Raw genomic sequence first — 17,601 nt, forward strand, 5'->3', positions numbered from 1 at the left:
GGGCGGGCGGCACGAGCGGGCGAGGCGGTGCGGCCGGCGCGGCCGGCGCCGGCGGTCGTGGCAACGGCGATGACCGGGACCGCGACCGCACGTTCCTCACCGAGGAGGACGAGGAGAACTGGTACGACGGCCTCGCCGACGACGAGTAGACCGCTCGTCGGGGCCGTTCGGATCGCCGTGGCGAGCCGCATCCCCGAGAATGACCGCACCCGAGATCGACCGCGCCCCGGTGATCGTCACGCGTCACCACCAGCACCGAGGAGAGGCCTGAACTGATGGCGGTGACGTTGCGTCGCGGACCCCGGCTGACCCCGCCCGAGGTGCCGACCGGGCGGATCGTCATGCAGCCGCCGCCGGAGATCAAGCCGTCCGAGGGTTCCAGCGGACTGCTGATGAACCTGCTGCCCGCGCTGGGCAGCATCGGCTCGATCGTGTTCGTCGCGGCGAGTTCGCCGGGGCCGAAGGGCTACCTGGCCGCGGGCATGTTCCTCATCGCGTCGCTGGGGTTCGTCGGGGTCAACGGCTGGCGGCAGAGCCAGCAGCACAAGGCCGAGGTGCTGGAGTCGCGGCGGGAGTACCTCGCCTACCTCGCGGAGGTGCGCGACACCATCCGGGAGGCCGCGGACCGCCAACGCCGCAACCTGACCTGGACCCACCCCGACCCCTCGAACCTCGCCGCGCTCGCCGAGGAACGCACGCGGGTCTGGGAGCGTGCCACCGACGACGCCGACCACCTGACGGTCCGTGTCGGCCGGGCGGCGCAACCGTTGTGCATCACCCTCGAACCGCCCGAGACCCCGCCGATGGTCCAGTTGGACCCGGTCGCGGCGTCGGCGCTGCACCGGCTGCTGTCCACCCACCGCATGCAGCCGGACCTGCCGGTCGGCATCGACATCCGCGAACACTCGCGCATCGAGGTCACCGGTGACCAGGAGGAGCCGGTCCGCGCCCTCGCCCGGGCGATGGTGCTCGAGGCCGCGACGATGCACGGTCCCGATCAACTCCTCGTGGCCGTCGTCGCGGCGCCCTCGGCGCTGCCCGCGTGGGAGTGGGCCAAGTGGCTGCCCCACACCCAGAGTGACCGCGAGACCGACGGTGTCGGGCCCGCGCGCATGATCGCGCCGTCGGTCGGCGACCTCGAACCGTTGCTGCCCGAGGACCTGCGTGACCGTCCCCGCTTCGGCCCGCGGGGGTCGTACACCGGTCCCCACGTGCTCGTCGTCGTCGACGGCGGCGAGGTCCCCAGCGGCAACACGGTGGTCACCGAGGACGGCGTCCTCGGCATCACCGTGCTGGAACTGCCCGAACGCTGGGCCGAGCTCGAGGGCACCGGCCGCATGCGTCTCGCCCTCGGCGACGCCCTGCGCACCGGCCCGGCCGCGGGGCAGCCGGCCCTGGAGGTGCTGCGCCCCGACCAGCCACGGATCCCCGGCGCCGCCGACCAGGTCTCGGTCGCCCAGGCCGAGGCCACGGCCCGCCGGCTCGCACCGCTGACGATCGGCGGGGGCGGCGGCCCGAGCCGTTCGGACCCGCTGGCGGAGTCCAACGACCTGTTCGACCTCCTCGGCCTCGGCGACGTCCGCGACTACGACCCCGACCAGGCGTGGCGGCCGCGGCTGAACCGCGACCGGTTGCGGGTGCCGATCGGCTTGGGCGCCGGGGGACAGGTGGTGTCTCTCGACATCAAGGAATCGGCGCAGCAGGGCATGGGCCCGCACGGCCTGATCATCGGCGCCACCGGCTCGGGCAAGTCGGAGGTGCTGCGCACGCTCGTGCTGGCCCTCGCCACGACCCACAGCTCGGAGCAACTCAACTTCGTCCTCGTCGACTTCAAGGGTGGTGCCACCTTCGCCGGCATGGCCGACATGCCGCACGTCTCGGCCGTCATCACCAACCTCGCCGACGAACTCACCCTGGTCGACCGCATGCAGGACGCCCTGCACGGCGAGATGGTGCGCCGGCAGGAACTGCTGCGGGCGTCGGGCAACTTCGCCAACGTCACCGACTACGAGAAGGCGCGCGCCGACGGCCGCACCGATCTCGCCCCGTTGCCCGCGCTGCTCATCGTGGCCGACGAGTTCTCCGAGCTGTTGGCCGCCAAGCCCGAGTTCGTCGACCTCTTCGTCGCCATCGGCCGGCTCGGCCGGTCCTTGTCGATGCACCTGCTGCTCGCCTCGCAGCGCCTGGAGGAGGGCAAGCTCCGGGGGCTGGACTCCCACCTGAGCTACCGGATCGGCCTGCGCACGTTCTCGGCGGCGGAGTCGCGCACCGTACTCGGCGTCCCCGACGCCTACGAGCTGCCGCCCGTGCCGGGACTCGGGTACCTCAAGCCCGACCAGACCACGCTCGAGCAGTTCAAGGCCGCCTACGTGTCCGGCCCGCCACCACGCCGCCGCCGCGCCCCGTCCTCGGTGGGCGGGACGTCCGGTGGCGGCGGCGGCATCGTGCCGTTCCGCGCCGCGCCCGTCCTCACCCGCCGCATGGCCGAACCCGACCCGGTCGACGTCGAGCCCGTCGACGACGCCGAACCCGAGGACAAGCGCGCGCAGTTCGACATCGCGGTGTCGGCGATGCGGGGCAAGGGCCCGGCCGCGCACCAGGTGTGGCTGCCGCCGCTCGACGTCCCCGACACCCTCGACCAGCTCATGCCGGACCTCGCCGAGGACCCGCGCCTCGGGCTGGTCTCGCACCGCTGGCGCGGCACCGACGGCATCAGCTTCCCGCTGGGCATCGTCGACCGGCCGTTGGAGCAGCGTCGCGACCTCATGTGGGTCAACCTCGGCGGCGCCGCCGGGCACATGGCCATCGTCGGGGCGCCGCGCACCGGCAAGTCCACCCTCGCGCGCACGGTCGTCAGCGCGATCTCGCTGACCCGGACCCCGCTCGAGACCCAGTTCTTCGTCCTCGACTTCGGCGGCGGCACGTTCAGCCCGATGGCCAAGCTCGCGCACGTCGCGGGCGTGGCGAGCCGCAGCGAACCCGACGTCGTGCGGCGCGTCGTCGCCGAGATCGAGGGCATCGTGAACAACCGGGAGACGTTCTTCCGGCGCCACGGCATCGACTCGATCGAGACGTACCGGCGTCGCCGGTTCGAGTTGCTCGCCGACGGCAGCGTCCTCGACGACGGCTACGGCGACCTGTTCCTCGTCATCGACGGGTGGAGCACGATCCGGGCCGAGTTCGACACCCTCGAACCGCGGTTGCAGGACCTCGCGGGTCGCGGCCTCACCTTCGGCCTGCACTTCATCGTCGCGGCCGCCCGGTGGATGGACTTCCGCACCCAGATCAAGGACGCCCTCGGCACCCGCATCGAACTGCGCCTCGGCGACCACACCGACTCCGAGATCGACCGCAAGGTCGCGGCCAACGTGCCGAAGGAACGGCCCGGTCGCGGCATCGTGGCGAGCCGACACCACTTCCTCGCCGGCCTGCCGCGCATCGACGCCGACCAGGACGCCGGCACGCTCGGCAGCGGGGTCGACGACCTCATCTCCCGGATCAGCACGGCGTGGAAGGGCCCGAACCCGCCCAAGCTGCGCCTGCTGCCCGACCGCATCGACCTCGACACCGTCCGGGCGCAGGCGGGTGCGGACGACCGCCGGGTGCTGCTCGGCATCGACGAGGCCACGCTCGGGCCGGTCGGCCAGGACATGGCGGCTGATCCGCACCTCTACCTGTTCGGCGACAGCGGCTCGGGCAAGTCCGCGCTGCTGCGCGGCGCGGCGCACGAGATCATGCGGCTCAACACGCCCAAGCAGGCCCAGATCTTCGCGGTCGACTACCGGCGCGCGCTGCTGGGCGAGATCCCCGAGGAGTACCTCGCCGGGTACCTCACCACCCACGACCAGGCGACCGAGGAACTCGGCGGCCTCGCGCAGTACCTGCGCGGACGCCTGCCGGGTCCGGACGTCACGGCCGAGCAGTTGCGCAACCGGTCCTGGTGGAGCGGTGCCGAGGTCTACGTCCTCGTCGACGACTACGACCTGGTCGCGACCTCCATGGGCAACCCGGTCACGGCTCTGCAGCCGCTGCTCGCCCAGGCGGGTGACGTCGGCTTGCACCTCGTCCTGACCCGCCGTTCCGGTGGTGCGTCACGGGCGTTGTTCGACCCGGTGATCCAGGCGCTGCGGGATCTCGCCGCGCCCGGCATCCTGCTCTCGGGCAGCCCCGACGAAGGTCAGCTCATCGGCAACGTCAAGCCGAGCCTGGCCGTGCCCGGCCGGGGGCAGCTGATCAGCCGTGCGCACGGGTTGCAGGTCGTCCAACTCGCCTGGTGCCCGTCCGCCTCGTGACCGCGGCGGGGCGTCACCGATGCCTGACCGGTCAGGTGTCCGGTCGCCGCGGGCGCGTCCGCCGGGCCCGGGTCGGGTAACACTGGATCGCGTCGTCATCACCCGCGGCCGTTGGTCCGGGTGCCGGTGAGTCGGAGGAGATCTGCGGGTGGGCAACGAGGACTTCGAGGTCGAACTCGACAGCATCGCCCGCGCCGTCGGGATCATGAGCTCGACCGTGGTCGACGAGATGACCTCCCTCTGCCGGGACTTCGTGCACTACCTCCAGGGTCTCGACAAGGGCGCGTGGAGCACCGAGGGGGCGTGCCAGGACTTCGCGAACGCGTACGTCGACGCGATCGAGGCGTACGACCAGGTGTTGCAGGGCGTGAAGGCCGACGTCGTCCGCTACCGGGACGAACTGCACGACGCCGCGACCCGTTACCAGGGCAAGGACGACTACGTCCAGTCCGAGATGAACCTGCTCATCAGTCAGCTGGACCAGAAGAGCGCGGGTGACCGGATGGGTCGGATCGCCTACGAGCAACGGCCGCTGCTCGACGACCAACGCTCCGGCCCGGCACCCGCTCCCACCGACACCAGCCCGGGGCAGTGACATGACCTCTGTCGACGAACAGCAGCTGGCCCTCGCCGCGGCCGTCGGGTCGAACCCCGGCTCGGCCGACGCGCGGGTCGCCAAACTGCAGGGGGCCGTCGACCGGCTCAACATGATCGCGAAGAACGTCCGCGCGGTCGCCGCCGACATCGCGTGGAGCGGGCCGTCGGCGCGCGCGGCGTCCGACGCGTTCGCCACGCTGGCGGGCGCGATCAACGAGCACGCGGACGCCCTCAACGCGATCGCCGCGGCCGACGCCGGCACCGCATCGATCCTCAACCAGGCCTTCCACGACCACCAGACGGTGGTGGGCATCGACACCAGCGAGGGCCACGCGTACCCCGGGTCGGGGATGGTGAGCAACCAGCAGTACCGCGACATGCTGGCCCGCCAGGCGCGCGAGCAGCTCGACTCGGACATGATCGCCGCGCGCGGTCAGCTGGTCTCGGCCGCAGCCTGGGACCTCGACCCGCCGCTCCCGCCGGACACCAGCGGCGGCGGCGTCACCGGCACGATCCCCGACGGCGTTCCCGTCACGACCGCGCCGGGCTCGGCCGATCCGATCCCGCCCGTCACCGGGACCGTCCCGCCGGGCTCGACGTCCGTCCCGCCGACGCCGCCCGGTGGCGCCGACCCGGTCCCGCCGGTGACCGGCACCGTGCCCTACGGCTCGAGTTCGACCTCGCCCACGGCGGACAACGGCGTCGACCCGGTCGGACCGGTGACGGGCACGGTGCCGGACGGCGACGACCTGTCGCGGTTCAGCCGCCGCCTCGGCTGACCCCGGCCCGGCGCCGGCCGCCGGGGGAGTCGGCCGCGCGGCGCAGTGCGGCGCGCCCGACGAGCAGCGCCACGGCGTAGGCGAGGGCGGCCGCGAGCAGGAACCCGATCTGGCGTCCGCCGGCTCCGTGGTCGACGAGGCCACCGATCCACCGGCCCGGGAAGGACCCGAGCCAGCCGACGAACAACGTCGGGACGATCGCGACCGCGGCCCAGCCGAGGAACGGCCGACGCTGGTCGGCGAGCTGCTCCCGCCGTTGCCACCGGGCCGCCACCGCGGCTGCCGCTGCGGGGTCGGTCCCCTCCCGTGAGGCGAGCAGTTCCTCCTGGCTCGCACGGACCTGTCGCGCGTCGTCGTGCACCGCCCGCCCCGTCCCGACCCGGCCGAGCGCGGCCACGACGCCCCACGCGAGCAACACGGGCAGGACAGCGAACGCCACCGAGCGTTGCACTGTGCTGCGGTCGAGCCAGCGGACGTCCGGGAGGCCGACCCGGAGGTCCTCGCCCCGGGCCACCACGACGGTGGTCCGCTCGCCCACGGCGAACGTCGACCGTGCGGTGTCGAACGACCGCCGCCAGTCCGTTCCCGGCACCGCCAGCGTGACCACGCTGTTCTCGGACACGTCGACCAGGACGGCGTCGTCGCGGCCGTTCGTGACGCCGGCGACCACGGCGGTCACCCGCTGCTCGCCGGGCCACGTCGTGTGGTCCGCCACCGCGTCGCCGACGAAGCCGACCGCGGGCGCGAGGACGAGCAGCGCGAGCGCCAGCAACGCGAGCGGCTGGGCCGCGAAGCCCGCCCCGAGTTCGGCCGGGCGGCCGCCACGCGTCCACGTCGGGCGGCCGTCGTCCGTGGCGTCCGTGGGCTGCGTCGTGGTGTGGCCGGCGCCGCGCTGGACCGAGCACGGGACGACGTCGGCGAAGGCCTCGGGACGCGCCACCTCCTGCGCGACGAGCGGACGCCCGCCGACGGTCCCGAACACCTGGGCTGCGGCCTGCAGGCGGCTCGGGGCCACGGCGAGGCAGGCGGTGCGGGCGGCGATCCAGGCCGGGACGGCGCACGCCGCGGCCAGTACGAGGAACGGCAGCAGGACGATCCGGGCGCCCAGGGCACCCACCGCGGCGGAGTCCGACGCCCGGCCGCGGCGTACGACGTCGCCGGGCGACGAACACAGGCGCACGGCGTCGACCCAGACCCGCCACCACCGGCACACCGCGAGCGTCACGAGCAGCGCGGACGCGCCGCCGCCGGCCACGGCCCGGGCGACGGCGGTGCCGAGGTCGTCGACGCTGCGGGTGTCCGCTGCGGCCGGCAGGTAGGCGTGCGCGGTGCGGATCCCGCGGACCACGACCGGTGGTGCGGAGGGGGACAGGCCAGGAGAGGTCCAGCAGACCGGAGGACGCACATGGTGGGCCCGGCACGCGCGGCCTACCGCCGCGACCAGGTCCGGGGGTGCCGCCCTCGCGCCGCCGAACGCCGCGCCCTGGACGACGCCGCGCAGCGTTCCCCAGGTCGCGACCAGCCCCGCGACGGGACCGGCGGCGACCAGGGCGACCAGGCCGGCGTGCGTGTCGATGGCGTCCGGGGAGAACAACCGCGAGACGGCGAGCACCGGCACGAGCACCGTCGCCGCGGCGACGAGGTACCCGCCGACCAACCAGGTCACGACGGCGCGCAGGGCGCCCACCACGATCACCCGGTCATCAGAACACGACGGCGCGTGCGGGGCGCGTCGCTGCGATCGGCCCGGACGACACTGAGCCGGACGTGCTCAGGCGGCGGGGACGGACTCCCGGACCGCGAGCGCCCGCCGCAGGTCGTCGCCGGCGTCCGACGCCACCCGGCGCAGCATCGGCGGGACGTCGTCGCGCGCGCTGAGCGCCTCGGCCCGTGCGACGGTGTCGGCGTCGACCGCGAGCGTGGGGAAGGCCCGGTCGGCGACACGGGCGAGCGACCACCCGGACCGGAACGCGGCGGTGTCCGCGATCTCGTCGAACCAGCGGGAGGCGTAGTCGCGGGCGAGGTCCTCCTGCCCCGCGACCCACAGGCCCTCGGCCGCGGCGGCGATCTCGTACTGGGAGACGCCCGACGGCCGCGCGACGAGCGCCCACGCCGCCTCCTTGGCCGCGGCGTCCGGGCGCAGCGCGCGGCACCGGGTCGCGTGGACCTGCCCCGACGCCGTGCGGTCGCGGGCCAGGGCGTCGTCGAGGGTGGCGTCGTCGAGGTCGCCGAGGGCGGCCCGCCGCTCCAGCACGGTCCACTGCAGCTCGACGTCGACCTCGAGACCCGCGCCCACGGTCGCGCCGCTGGTCCAGGTCCGGAGCGCGGCCAGGTCGTCGGCGCGGGCGGCCCACGCACGTGCCGCGGTGAGCTGCAGGGAGCTGCCGGGCGCCGCGGTGTCGAGCAGCGTCCGCACAGCGGCGGTCACCGCCGCGTCCAGCCGGTCGCGCGCGGCACCCGGGGCGACGAACACCGGGACCGCGCCCGCGATCCACCGCAGGACCGGGTCGACCACGACGTCGACCTCGGTCGCCACGCCCGCGACGACGGTGTCGACGGCGAGCGAGGGCGGCACCAGGCCGTCCTCGACCCCGGTGCGCAGGGCGTTCCAGAGCGCGACCCGGGCCCGGCCGTCCGTGGTCGCGGGCAGGACGGCCGGCAGCAGCTCCCACGCCGAGGGAGCGAGCCGGACCGTCGCCCACGTCTCGTCGCGTGCGTTCGGGAGCAGGACCGCACCCGGCGGCACGGTGAGGTCGACCGGCACCGGGGCGTCGCGCAGGAGCACGTCGACCGCGGGGCCGTCCGGAACCACGGCGACCGACACCGCGTGCGGGCGGTCACCGGCCGGACCGTGCAACGGCCGCTGCACCACCACCGCGGGCGACCCGGGGTCGGTGTCGACCGCCACGATGTCGACGCCGGCGCGCCGCAACCAGGCGTCGGCCCACTCGGTCAACCCGCGCGCGGCCGTCGCGTCGCCGGGTGAGAGTTCGGCGGCCCAGGCGCCGAGCAGGTCGGCGAAGGTGGCGTTGCCGTACGCGTGCGCCGCGATGTGGCGGCGGAGCCCGGCGAGGAACACGTCGTCGCCGAGGTAGGTCGCGAGCTGCGCGAGCACGCTCGCGCCCTTCGCGTAGGAGATGCCGTCGAAGTCCTCCAGGGCCGAGGCGGCGTCGACCGCGCCGTTGCCCGCCACCGGGTGGGTGGAGCGGCGGCGGTCGGCGGCGTACCCCCACGCCTTGCGTGACGCCGCGAAGTCCTCCAGGACCGGCAGGTCGGTGATCGCCGAGGTCACCCGCAGGGACAGGTGCTCGGCGAACGACTCGTTGAGCCACAGGTCGTCCCACCAGCGCATGGTCACGAGGTCGCCGAACCACATGTGCGCCATCTCGTGGACCACGGTGGTGCTGCGGGAGATCAGCTGCTCGTCGGTGGGGCGGGTGCGGAACATCAGCTGGTCGCGGAAGGTGACGCAGCCCGGGTTCTCCATCGCTCCCCAGTTGAATTCCGGGACGAACACCTGGTGGTACTCGCCGAACGGGTAGCGGATCCCGAACAGGCCGTGGAACGCGTCGAACGAATCCGCTGTCAACTGCAACAGTCCGGCGGCGTCACGGTCGAGCTCGGCGCCGAGCGAGCGCCGGGCGTGCACGCCGAGCGGGATGCCGTCGTGCTCACCGCGCACGCTGTGCCACGGGCCGGCCACGAGGGTCACGTGGTAGGTCGAGAGCGGGGGAGTCGGGGCGAGGCGCCACCGGCCGTCGACGCGTTCGGCCGCGCCGTTGCCGAACACGGCCCAGCTGTCGTCGTGGCAGATGACCTCGACGGTGTAGGGGGTCTTGAGGTCCGGCTGGTCGAAGCAGGCGAACCAGCGCTTGGCGTTGTCCACCGCCGAGGTCGCGCAGAGGTACACGGCGCCGTCGGCCGGGTCGACGAAGTGGTGCAGCCCCTCGCCGTCGTGGGAGTACCGCATGCGGGCGCGGACCACGACCTCGTGCTCGCCGCCGAGACCGGTCAGCGGGAAGCGGCGGTCCGCGAGCGCGGCGGTGTCGAGTTCGGCGCCGTCCAGGGTCACGGACTCGAGCTCGGCCGGGTCGACGTCGAGGAACGTCTCGGGGGCGTGGGCTGTGAAGCGCAGGGTGCTGACCGCTCCGAAGGTCTCACCGTCCGCGGGCAGGTCGAACTGCAGCAGACACGCGTGCACGGTGACGCCGGCCGCCCGGGCCACCGCCTCGTCGTGGGTGAGACCAGCCATGGCGACGACCCTAGACACGCCCCGGGTCGTGACGCGCCCGACACCGATCTCACCGCGTTCACAAGACCGAAACCTGACCGGGCGGCCACGGAAACCTGTCCTCGACAGTGTGTGCCCCGGCGAGCAACCGCGCTCGCCGCCGCACGGGCCGCGGACGGCCCGGCGGGTCCTGAGCGCCCTGGGGGGAAGCTTTCGTGCCAGAGATCGACTCAGGCAACACCGCGTGGCTGCTCGTGTCAGCCGCGTTGGTGATGCTGATGACGCCCGGCCTGGCGTTCTTCTACGGCGGCATGGTCCGTAGCAAGAGCGTCCTCAACATGCTGATGATGAACTTCATCTGCCTCGCGATCGTCACCGTCCTGTGGACCCTGTTCGGGTTCTCGATGGTGTTCGGGGAATCGCGCTGGGGCGGGATCATCGGCTGGACGAGCGACTTCGCAGGGCTCGGGAACCCCGACGCCGTGCTCAACGTCAACAGCTCCGCCGGCATCCCGACGCTGGTGTTCGCCATGTTCCAGTTGATGTTCGCCGTCATCACCCCGGCGCTGATCACCGGCGCCATCGCCGACCGCACCAAGTTCTGGGGCTGGGCGCTGTTCGTCGTGTTCTGGTCCGTGCTCGTCTACTTCCCCGTGGCCAACTGGGTCTTCGGCACCGGCTGGATCCTCAACAAGCTCGGTGCCGAGGACTTCGCGGGTGGCACCGCGGTCCACATCAACGCCGGCGCGGCTGCACTCGCGCTGTGCCTGGTGCTGGGCAAGCGGGTCGGCTGGCGCCGCGATCCGATGAAGCCGCACAACGTGCCGTTCACCCTGCTCGGTGCGGCCCTGCTGTGGTTCGGGTGGTACGGCTTCAACGCCGGATCCGAGCTCGCGGCGGACGGCGTCGCCGGTCTGGCGTTCACCACCACGACCGTCGCCACCGCCACCGCCATCCTCGGGTGGTTGATCGTGGAGCAGTTCCGCGACGGCAAGCCGACGACGATCGGCGCCGCCTCCGGAGCCGTCGCGGGCCTGGTCGCGATCACCCCGGCGTGTGGGTTCGTGTCGCCGCTCGGTGGCGCGGCCATCGGTCTGATCGCCGGCATCGTCTGTGCGCTGGCGGTCGGCCTGAAGTACCGCTTCGGCTACGACGACTCCCTCGACGTCGTGGGTGTCCACCTCACCGGTGGTCTCATCGGCACGCTGCTGATCGGCTTCTTCGGCTTCGACCACGGGTCGCAGCAGATCGGCAAGGGCGAGTACATGCGCGGCCTGTTCTACGGCGGCGACTTCTCGCTGCTCGGTCGGCAGGCGCTGGCCGCGGCCGTCGTGCTCGTCTGGTCGTTCGTCATCGCCTTCATCCTCGGCACGATCCTCAAGAGGATGGGTGCGTTCCGCGTCAGCGAGGAAGCCGAGATCACGGGTGTCGACGAGACGGAGCACGCCGAGAGCGCGTACGCCTTCACGACCACCTTCGGTACTGGCACGCTGACCGGCGCCGCCGCGAGCCACGCTGCGGCAGAGAGGGACTGACTCATGAAGCTGGTCACCGCGATCATCAAGCCCTTCAAGCTCGACGACGTGAAGGCGGCGCTCGAGGTCATCGGCGTAGCCGGCCTGACCGTCAGCGAGGTCCAGGGCTTCGGCCGGCAGAAGGGCCACACCGAGGTCTACCGGGGCGCGGAGTACACCGTCGACCTGGTGCCGAAGGTGCGCGTGGAGGTCCTCTGCGGCGACGACACGGCCGCGGCCGTCCTCGACGCCGTCTCCGAGGCCGCCCGCACCGGCAAGATCGGTGACGGCAAGGTCTGGATCACGCCGATCGAGTCGCTGGTGCGCGTGCGCACCGGCGAGCGCGACGCCGACGCTCTCTAGGTCTGCAGGTCCGCCATCGCCCGACGACCGTCCCGGTGCCCCCGGTCCGGCCCCCACCCGGGGGACCGGCCGGGGGCACCGGCACGTCACGGTGGCGGGGCCCCGTGACCACCCACGCCACGCCCGGCGCGCGTCGTCCGGCCTCGGCTGGCACCATCCGCAGGGTGCGGGCCGACATCGTCGCCGACCCGTCGCTCGCTCCGGCCGAGCGGCGGGCCGCCCTCGTCGACGCCGCCGACACCTGGGTGGTCGACCTGTTCAGGTCGGCGGTGGCCGGGTCGGGGTACGGCCCGGACGACCTCGCCGGGATCTCGATCGTCGGCCTGGGCAGTTACGCCCGCCGTCAGCTCGCCCCGTTCTCCGACCTCGACCTCGTCCTGCTCTACGACAAGTCCCAGCTGCCCAAGGGGTTCCCCCCTATCGGTGAGGTCGCCGACCAGATCTGGTACCCGGTCTGGGACAGCCGGATCGGGCTCGACCACGCCGTGCGCACCCCCGCCGAGGTCGACGCCGTCATCCGTGAGGACCTCCGTGCGCAGCTGGGGTTGCTCGACCTGCGCCACGTCGCGGGCGACGCCGGCCTGTCGGCGCGGGTGCGGTCGAGCGTCCTGGACCGCTGGCAGGCGACCGCCCCCGAGCGCGTCGACGACCTGATCGCCGAGGCGGCCGTCCGCTGGCGGATCGCCGGCGACGCCGCCTTCCTGCTCGAACCCGACCTCAAGGAGTCCCGCGGCGCCCTGCGCGACATCGGGCTGCTGCGGGCGCTCGCGCTCGCCCAGCTGGTCGACCTGCCGGCCGGGGTGCGCGAGGACGAGCAGCGCCTGCTCGACATCCGTACCGCGCTGCAGACCGTCACCGGCCAGGCGGGCGGCGTCCTGCGGTTGCAGGAACAGGCTCCGGTCGCCCGTGAGGTCGGCGCGGCCGACGCCGACGTCCTGCTGCGCACGGTCAACGAGACCGCCCGTGGGGTCGCCCAGATCATCGACGACGCCGTGCGGCGCACCACCCGCCGTACCGCGGCGTCGTCGTCCGGGCTCGCCGGGGGACTGCGCCGGCTGCTCGGGCGGGGTTCGCCGTCGCCGTCACCGACCGAGCGCACCCCGCTCGCCCGTGACGTCGTCGCCCAGGGTGGTGAGGTCGTGCTCGCCCGTGACGCCGACCCCTGGGCGGACCCGGTGCTCGTGCTGCGCGCCGCGCGGGCCGCGGCCGAGAACGACCTGCCGCTCTCGCCGTTCACGCTCGAGCGCCTCGCGACCGAGACCGCGCCCATGCCGCGACCCTGGCCCGCGCCCGCCCGCGCGGAGTTCGTGCGGTTGCTCGGCCAGGGGCGCTCGGCCGTGTCGGTCGTGGAGTCGCTGGACGCCGCGGGCCTCTGGGAACCGCTGCTGCCCGAGTGGTCCGAGGTGCGCTACCGGGCGCAGCACAACCCCGTGCACCGGTTCACCGTCGACCGTCACCTGCTGGAGACCGCAGCCGAGGCGGCGGACCTCGACCGGGCCGTCGACCGACCCGACCTGCTGCTGGTCGGCGCGCTGCTCCACGACATCGGCAAGGGCCGCCCCGGTCACGACCACTCGGTGGTCGGCGCCGAGATGGTCGTCCCGATCGCCGAGCGGATGGGGTTCGAGCCCGAGGACGTCGCGGTGCTCTCCGACCTCGCCCGGCACCACCTGTTGCTGCCCGACACCGCCACCCGCCGCGATCTCGACGACCCCGTCACCGTGACCACGACGGCCGAGGCGGTCGGCAGCCGCAGCACCCTCGAACTGCTGCACTCACTCGCGATCGCCGACGCCGCCGCCACGGGCCCCGCGGCGTGGAGTCCGTGGAAGGCCGGACTCATCGCGGACCTCGTGCGGCGCACCGCGCGGATGTTGCAGGGTGCACCGGTGCCGGTTCCGGTCGAACTCCCCGAGCACCTCGCCGAGCTCGCAGCCCTGGCGGAGGAGGGCGCGGTCACGCTGACGATGTCGGGCGACCCGGCCGGCGACGGCGCCACCGTCGACGTCGTCTCGCCCGACCGTCCGGGCGTCCTGTCCCTGACCGCGGGGGTCCTCGGCCTGCACTCCCTCGACGTCCACGCGGCGACGATCCGCACGGTCGGCCGGACCGCCGTGAACTCGTTCGACGTCGTCTCCCGGTTCGGGTCGGTGCCCGACGTCACGGTCGTGCGCGGCGACCTCGACCGCGCCCTCGCCGGCAGCCTCTCCCTGGACGACCGGCTGCGCACCAAGGAGCGGACGTACGCCGCGGGTGACGACCCGTCGCCGTCGCCGCGTCACCGGGCGCCGGTCATCACCTGGCTGGACGACGCCGCGAGCGACGCCACCGTGCTCGAGGTCCGTACCGACGACGCGATTGGCCTGCTGTTCCGCGTCACCCGCGCGCTGGAGTCGAACGGTCTCGACATCCGCTCGGCGCGGGTCTCCTCGCTCGGGCGGGCCGTCGTCGACGTCTTCTACCTCACGACCGGAGACGGCGGGCTCGTCGACGACGCCTTGCGCCCACCCCTCACCGACGCCGTCCGCCGCGCCACCGCCGCCTCGGTCTGAGGGCGCGGCCCGGCGCTGGGATACGGTCCGGACATGGCGTCGTTGCCCGGGCTGGACCTGGATGCGGTCGCGGCCTGGCTCGACACCGAGCGACCCGGCCTGCGGGCGGGGGAGCTGTCCGGCGCGGTCATCGCCGGCGGCAAGTCGAACCTGACCTACCGCGTCACCGACGGCGAGCACGTGTGGGCGGTGCGCCGGCCGCCGCTCGCCCACGTCCTGCCCACCGCCCACGACATGGCGCGCGAGTACCGCGTCATCACGGCGTTGGCACCGACCGACGTCGCCGTCCCCGGAACTGTTGCTCTGTGCACCGATGTCGAGGTGGTCGGGGCGCCGTTCTACGTCATGGAGTTCGCCGAGGGTGTGCTGTTCGACATCCCGGCGCGCACCGAGGCCCTCGACCGGGCGGGCGCCCACCGGTGCGGCGAGCGACTGGTCGACATGCTGGTGCGGTTGCACGCGGTCGACCCGGCGGCGGTCGGTCTGGCCGACTTCGGCCGGCCCGAGGGGTTCGCCGCCCGGCAGCTCAAGCGGTGGAAGCAGCAGTGGGACGCCTCCGTGACCCGTGAGCTGCCGGTGGTCGACGACGTCGTGGCGCGGCTGGCCGAGCGGCTGCCGACCGGTGGTGACGGCACGATCGTCCACGGCGACTACCGCCTGACCAACGTGTTGATGACGCCCGACGCCGAGCGGGTCACGGCCGTCCTGGACTGGGAGATGGCCTCGCTGGGCGACCCGCTCATGGACGTCGGGCTGCTGGTCGTCTACCACCGGATGGCTGCGGGCCCCAACGAACTCATGCCGGTGATGCGGTCCGAGGACGGCTTCCTCACCGGCGACGAGCTGGCCGCTCTCTACGGCGAGCGGTCCGGCCGGGTCGTCGACCCCTGGTACGTCGCGTTCGGCTACTTCAAACTCGCCGTGATCTCCGAGGGCATCCACGCCCGGTTCCTGCAGGGCAAGACCGTCGGTGAAGGCTTCGCGCACATGGGCGAACGTGTCCCGCCACTGTTGCACAGTGCACTGGAGGAGCTCTCGTGAGCCTGAGCCTCGGCCTGACGATCCCGCTCGACGGCGTGCCCCTGCACGCGATGCGTGAGCTGCTGCCGCACATCCGGTCGGCGGGGTTCGACGAGCTGTGGTCCTCGGAGGTCGCGGGGCTCGACGGCACGACCCCGCTGACGCTCGCGGCCGCGTGGGACGCCGACGTCCGGCTCGGGACCGCCGTGCTGCCGGTGTTCACCCGGGGGCCGGGGTTGCTGGCCATGACGGCCGCGGCGATGGCCGAGGTGGCGCCGGGCCGCTTCACGCTGGGTGTCGGGGCCTCCAGCCCCGCGGTTGTCCAGCAGTGGAACGGCATCGCGTTCGAGCAGCCGTTCGCCCGCACCCGCGAGGTCCTGCGTTTCGTGCGCGCGGCGCTCGCGGGGGAGAAGGTCGACTCCGAGGCGCTGGGCGTCACCGGCTTCCGGCTCGAACGCCCGCCCGCCGCTCCGCCGCGCATCGCGCTGGCCGCGTTGCGCCCCGGGATGCTCCGCCTCGCCGGCCGGGAGGCCGACGGCGTGCTGCTCAACTGGCTCGCCGCCACCGACGTCGAGCGCTGCGTCGCCGAGGTCGCGGCGGGTCACGCCGAACATTCCGACGACACCACGACCCCGGCGGTGACCGCGCGGGTCTTCGTCTGCCCCACCGAGGACGCCGACCACGCGCGGAACGTCGGACGCCGCATGATCGCCGCCTACCTCACGGTCCCGGCGTACGCCGCGTTCCACGAGTGGCTCGGCCGCGGGCCGCGCCTCGCCGCCATGGCCGAGCGCTGGCACGCGGGCGACCGCCGTGGCGCCCTGGCCGCGATCGACGACGACGTGGTCGACGAGTTGATCGTGCACGGCTCGCCCGCCGCGTGCCGCGAGCACCTGCAGCGCTACGCCGACGCCGGGGTGGGCACGCCCGTCGTGGCCCTGGTCCCGAGCCCGGACGTCCGGGACGCCGGGTCCCTGCTCACCACCCTGTCCGGCATCGGAGGCGCGGCATGAGTCCCACCTGGCCCGGCGAGGTCGTCCTCGTCACCGGCGGCGGCAGCGGCATCGGCGCCGCGATGGCCGCCCGGGCCGCGGCCGACGGCGCCCGCGCGGTCGTCGTGGCGGACCTCGACGAGGTCGCCGCCCGGCGCGTCGCCGACAACCTCGGCGAGGTCGGCCACGCCCACCACCTCGACGTCGCGGACCGGAGCGCGGTGCACGGGTTGGTCACGACGGTCGAGGACCAGGTCGGCCGGATCGACACCGTGCTGTCCAACGCGGGGATCACCACCGGTGTCGGCGTCCTCGGCGACGACGACGACGCCGTGCTCGCGAGGTGGGACGCCTCGTGGCAGGTCAACGTCATGGCGCACGTCCACCTCGCCCAGGCGGTCCTGCCCGGGATGGTCGCGGCCGGCGGGGGCCGGTTCGTCGTCACGGCGTCGGCGGCCGGCCTGCTGCTCGCGCCGGGCGACGCGCCGTACTCGGTGACCAAGCACGCCGCCGTCGCCTTCTCCGAGTACCTGTCCCTGCACTACGGCAGCGTCGGCGTCGACGTGTCGGTGCTGTGCCCGCTCGGCGTCTCGACGCCGTTGCTCATGGACCCGCTCGCCGCGGGCGACCCGGCGGCCGCGGCCGTGGCGGCGTCGGGGGAGATCATCACGCCGGACCTGGTGGCCGAGACCGTCGCCACCGGCGTCGCCGCCGGTCGCTTCCTGCTGCTCCCGCACCCCGAGGTGGCCCGGTACTGGGCGCAGAAGGCCTCGGACCCCGAACGGTGGCTCGCCGGGGTCCGCCGGCTCACCGCGGCGCCGGTGTCACCGCCGGTCGGAACGGGCGAACCCGACGTGTGACCCGTTGCCGCCGCAGTCGGGATGGAAGTGGCAGCTCCTCATTTGTTAGAACACTTGCTGCGAAGGAGAAACCCTCTCATGCATCACAGTGACCACACGTCCCCGCCCGAGGAGGCCACCACCCCATGACGCGTCGTTCCAGGTCTGTCGCGTTCCTGTCAGCCACCACCGTGATGGCCGGCGCCGCGCTCTCACTGGCCCTCGCGCCTGCCGCGGTCGCCGACATCCCCGTCCCGCCGCTCGGCTCCCTCACGGCGAGCCCCTCGTCCCCGGAAGCCGGCCAGCTGGTCCGCATCAGTGGCACGGGCTGCTTCGCGTTCCCGAGCAGTGCGGCTCCGGCCGCCGGCGCGGCCGCCTCGGCGGATCCCGCCGCGGCCCCGGCCGACGCCTCCGGCACGGTC

11 protein-coding genes and 1 pseudogene are annotated in these 17,601 nt (G+C 73.7%); 10 read left to right on the forward strand and 2 right to left on the reverse strand.

Annotated elements, in window-relative coordinates; translation table 11 throughout:
- Positions 1-275 precede the first annotated feature (275 nt).
- The 3 genes from eccCa (at position 276) to ACXR2U_RS22580 (ending at position 5,668) form a co-directional block, all read left to right on the forward strand.
- On the forward strand, positions 276-4,292 hold the full coding sequence (eccCa, locus tag ACXR2U_RS22570) for a type VII secretion protein EccCa (protein WP_458827342.1): 4,017 nt from the start codon (positions 276-278) through the stop codon (positions 4,290-4,292).
- Positions 4,293-4,440: 148 nt separating this feature from the next.
- Positions 4,441-4,887 carry a hypothetical protein gene (locus ACXR2U_RS22575; protein ID WP_458827343.1) on the forward strand — a complete coding sequence of 149 codons (447 nt, stop codon included), beginning with the start codon at positions 4,441-4,443 and terminating at the stop codon, positions 4,885-4,887.
- Between the two features lies 1 nt (position 4,888).
- Positions 4,889-5,668, forward strand: coding sequence for a hypothetical protein (locus ACXR2U_RS22580; RefSeq protein WP_458827344.1), 780 nt, complete (start codon positions 4,889-4,891; stop codon positions 5,666-5,668).
- Here the strand turns inward: ACXR2U_RS22580 and ACXR2U_RS22585 are convergent.
- Complete coding sequence (locus ACXR2U_RS22585) at positions 5,649-7,364, reverse strand: hypothetical protein (RefSeq protein ID WP_458827345.1); 1,716 nt, start codon at positions 7,362-7,364, stop codon at positions 5,649-5,651. The genes ACXR2U_RS22580 and ACXR2U_RS22585 overlap by 20 nt on opposite strands.
- Before the next feature lie 75 nt (positions 7,365-7,439).
- On the reverse strand, positions 7,440-9,920 hold the full coding sequence (gene pepN / locus ACXR2U_RS22590; protein ID WP_458827346.1) for an aminopeptidase N: 2,481 nt from the start codon (positions 9,918-9,920) through the stop codon (positions 7,440-7,442).
- Positions 9,921-10,114: 194 nt separating this feature from the next.
- On the opposite strand from pepN, the gene ACXR2U_RS22595 reads away from it, so the two are divergent.
- The 7 genes and pseudogenes from ACXR2U_RS22595 to ACXR2U_RS22625 form a co-directional block, all read left to right on the forward strand.
- Complete coding sequence (locus ACXR2U_RS22595; protein ID WP_458827347.1) at positions 10,115-11,434, forward strand: ammonium transporter; 1,320 nt, start codon at positions 10,115-10,117, stop codon at positions 11,432-11,434.
- A gap of 3 nt (positions 11,435-11,437) precedes the next feature.
- Positions 11,438-11,776, forward strand: a complete 339-nt coding sequence (locus ACXR2U_RS22600) for a P-II family nitrogen regulator (protein ID WP_458827348.1) — start codon at positions 11,438-11,440, stop codon at positions 11,774-11,776.
- 104 nt (positions 11,777-11,880) lie between these two features.
- A complete protein-coding gene (locus ACXR2U_RS22605) occupies positions 11,881-14,328 on the forward strand; it encodes a [protein-PII] uridylyltransferase (RefSeq protein WP_458827349.1) in 2,448 nt (815 codons plus the stop codon).
- 33 nt (positions 14,329-14,361) lie between these two features.
- Complete coding sequence (locus ACXR2U_RS22610) at positions 14,362-15,369, forward strand: phosphotransferase family protein (RefSeq protein ID WP_458827350.1); 1,008 nt, start codon at positions 14,362-14,364, stop codon at positions 15,367-15,369.
- Between the two features lie 14 nt (positions 15,370-15,383).
- Positions 15,384-16,361, forward strand: a complete 978-nt coding sequence (locus tag ACXR2U_RS22615; protein ID WP_458827352.1) for an LLM class F420-dependent oxidoreductase — start codon at positions 15,384-15,386, stop codon at positions 16,359-16,361.
- Positions 16,358-17,200 (forward strand): SDR family oxidoreductase, encoded by an 843-nt coding sequence (locus ACXR2U_RS22620; protein WP_458827351.1) that lies wholly within the window; start codon positions 16,358-16,360, stop codon positions 17,198-17,200. Before ACXR2U_RS22615 ends, ACXR2U_RS22620 begins: the two co-directional genes overlap by 4 nt.
- Positions 17,201-17,325: 125 nt before the next feature.
- Positions 17,326-17,601 (forward strand): annotated as a pseudogene (locus ACXR2U_RS22625) (hypothetical protein); the annotation flags it as partial.

The organism is Jatrophihabitans sp. YIM 134969 (assembly GCF_054456675.1).

Excerpts from the sequence above, each read along its gene's own strand:
- eccCa (WP_458827342.1), top strand. The coding sequence starts at position 276 with ATGGCGGTGACGTTGCGTCGCGGACCCCGGCTGACCCCGCCCGAGGTG.
- pepN (WP_458827346.1), bottom strand. The coding sequence starts at position 9,920 with ATGGCTGGTCTCACCCACGACGAGGCGGTGGCCCGGGCGGCCGGCGTC.
- ACXR2U_RS22620 (WP_458827351.1), top strand. The coding sequence starts at position 16,358 with ATGAGTCCCACCTGGCCCGGCGAGGTCGTCCTCGTCACCGGCGGCGGC.
- ACXR2U_RS22580 (WP_458827344.1), top strand. The coding sequence starts at position 4,889 with ATGACCTCTGTCGACGAACAGCAGCTGGCCCTCGCCGCGGCCGTCGGG.
- ACXR2U_RS22610 (WP_458827350.1), top strand. The coding sequence starts at position 14,362 with ATGGCGTCGTTGCCCGGGCTGGACCTGGATGCGGTCGCGGCCTGGCTC.
- ACXR2U_RS22600 (WP_458827348.1), top strand. The coding sequence starts at position 11,438 with ATGAAGCTGGTCACCGCGATCATCAAGCCCTTCAAGCTCGACGACGTG.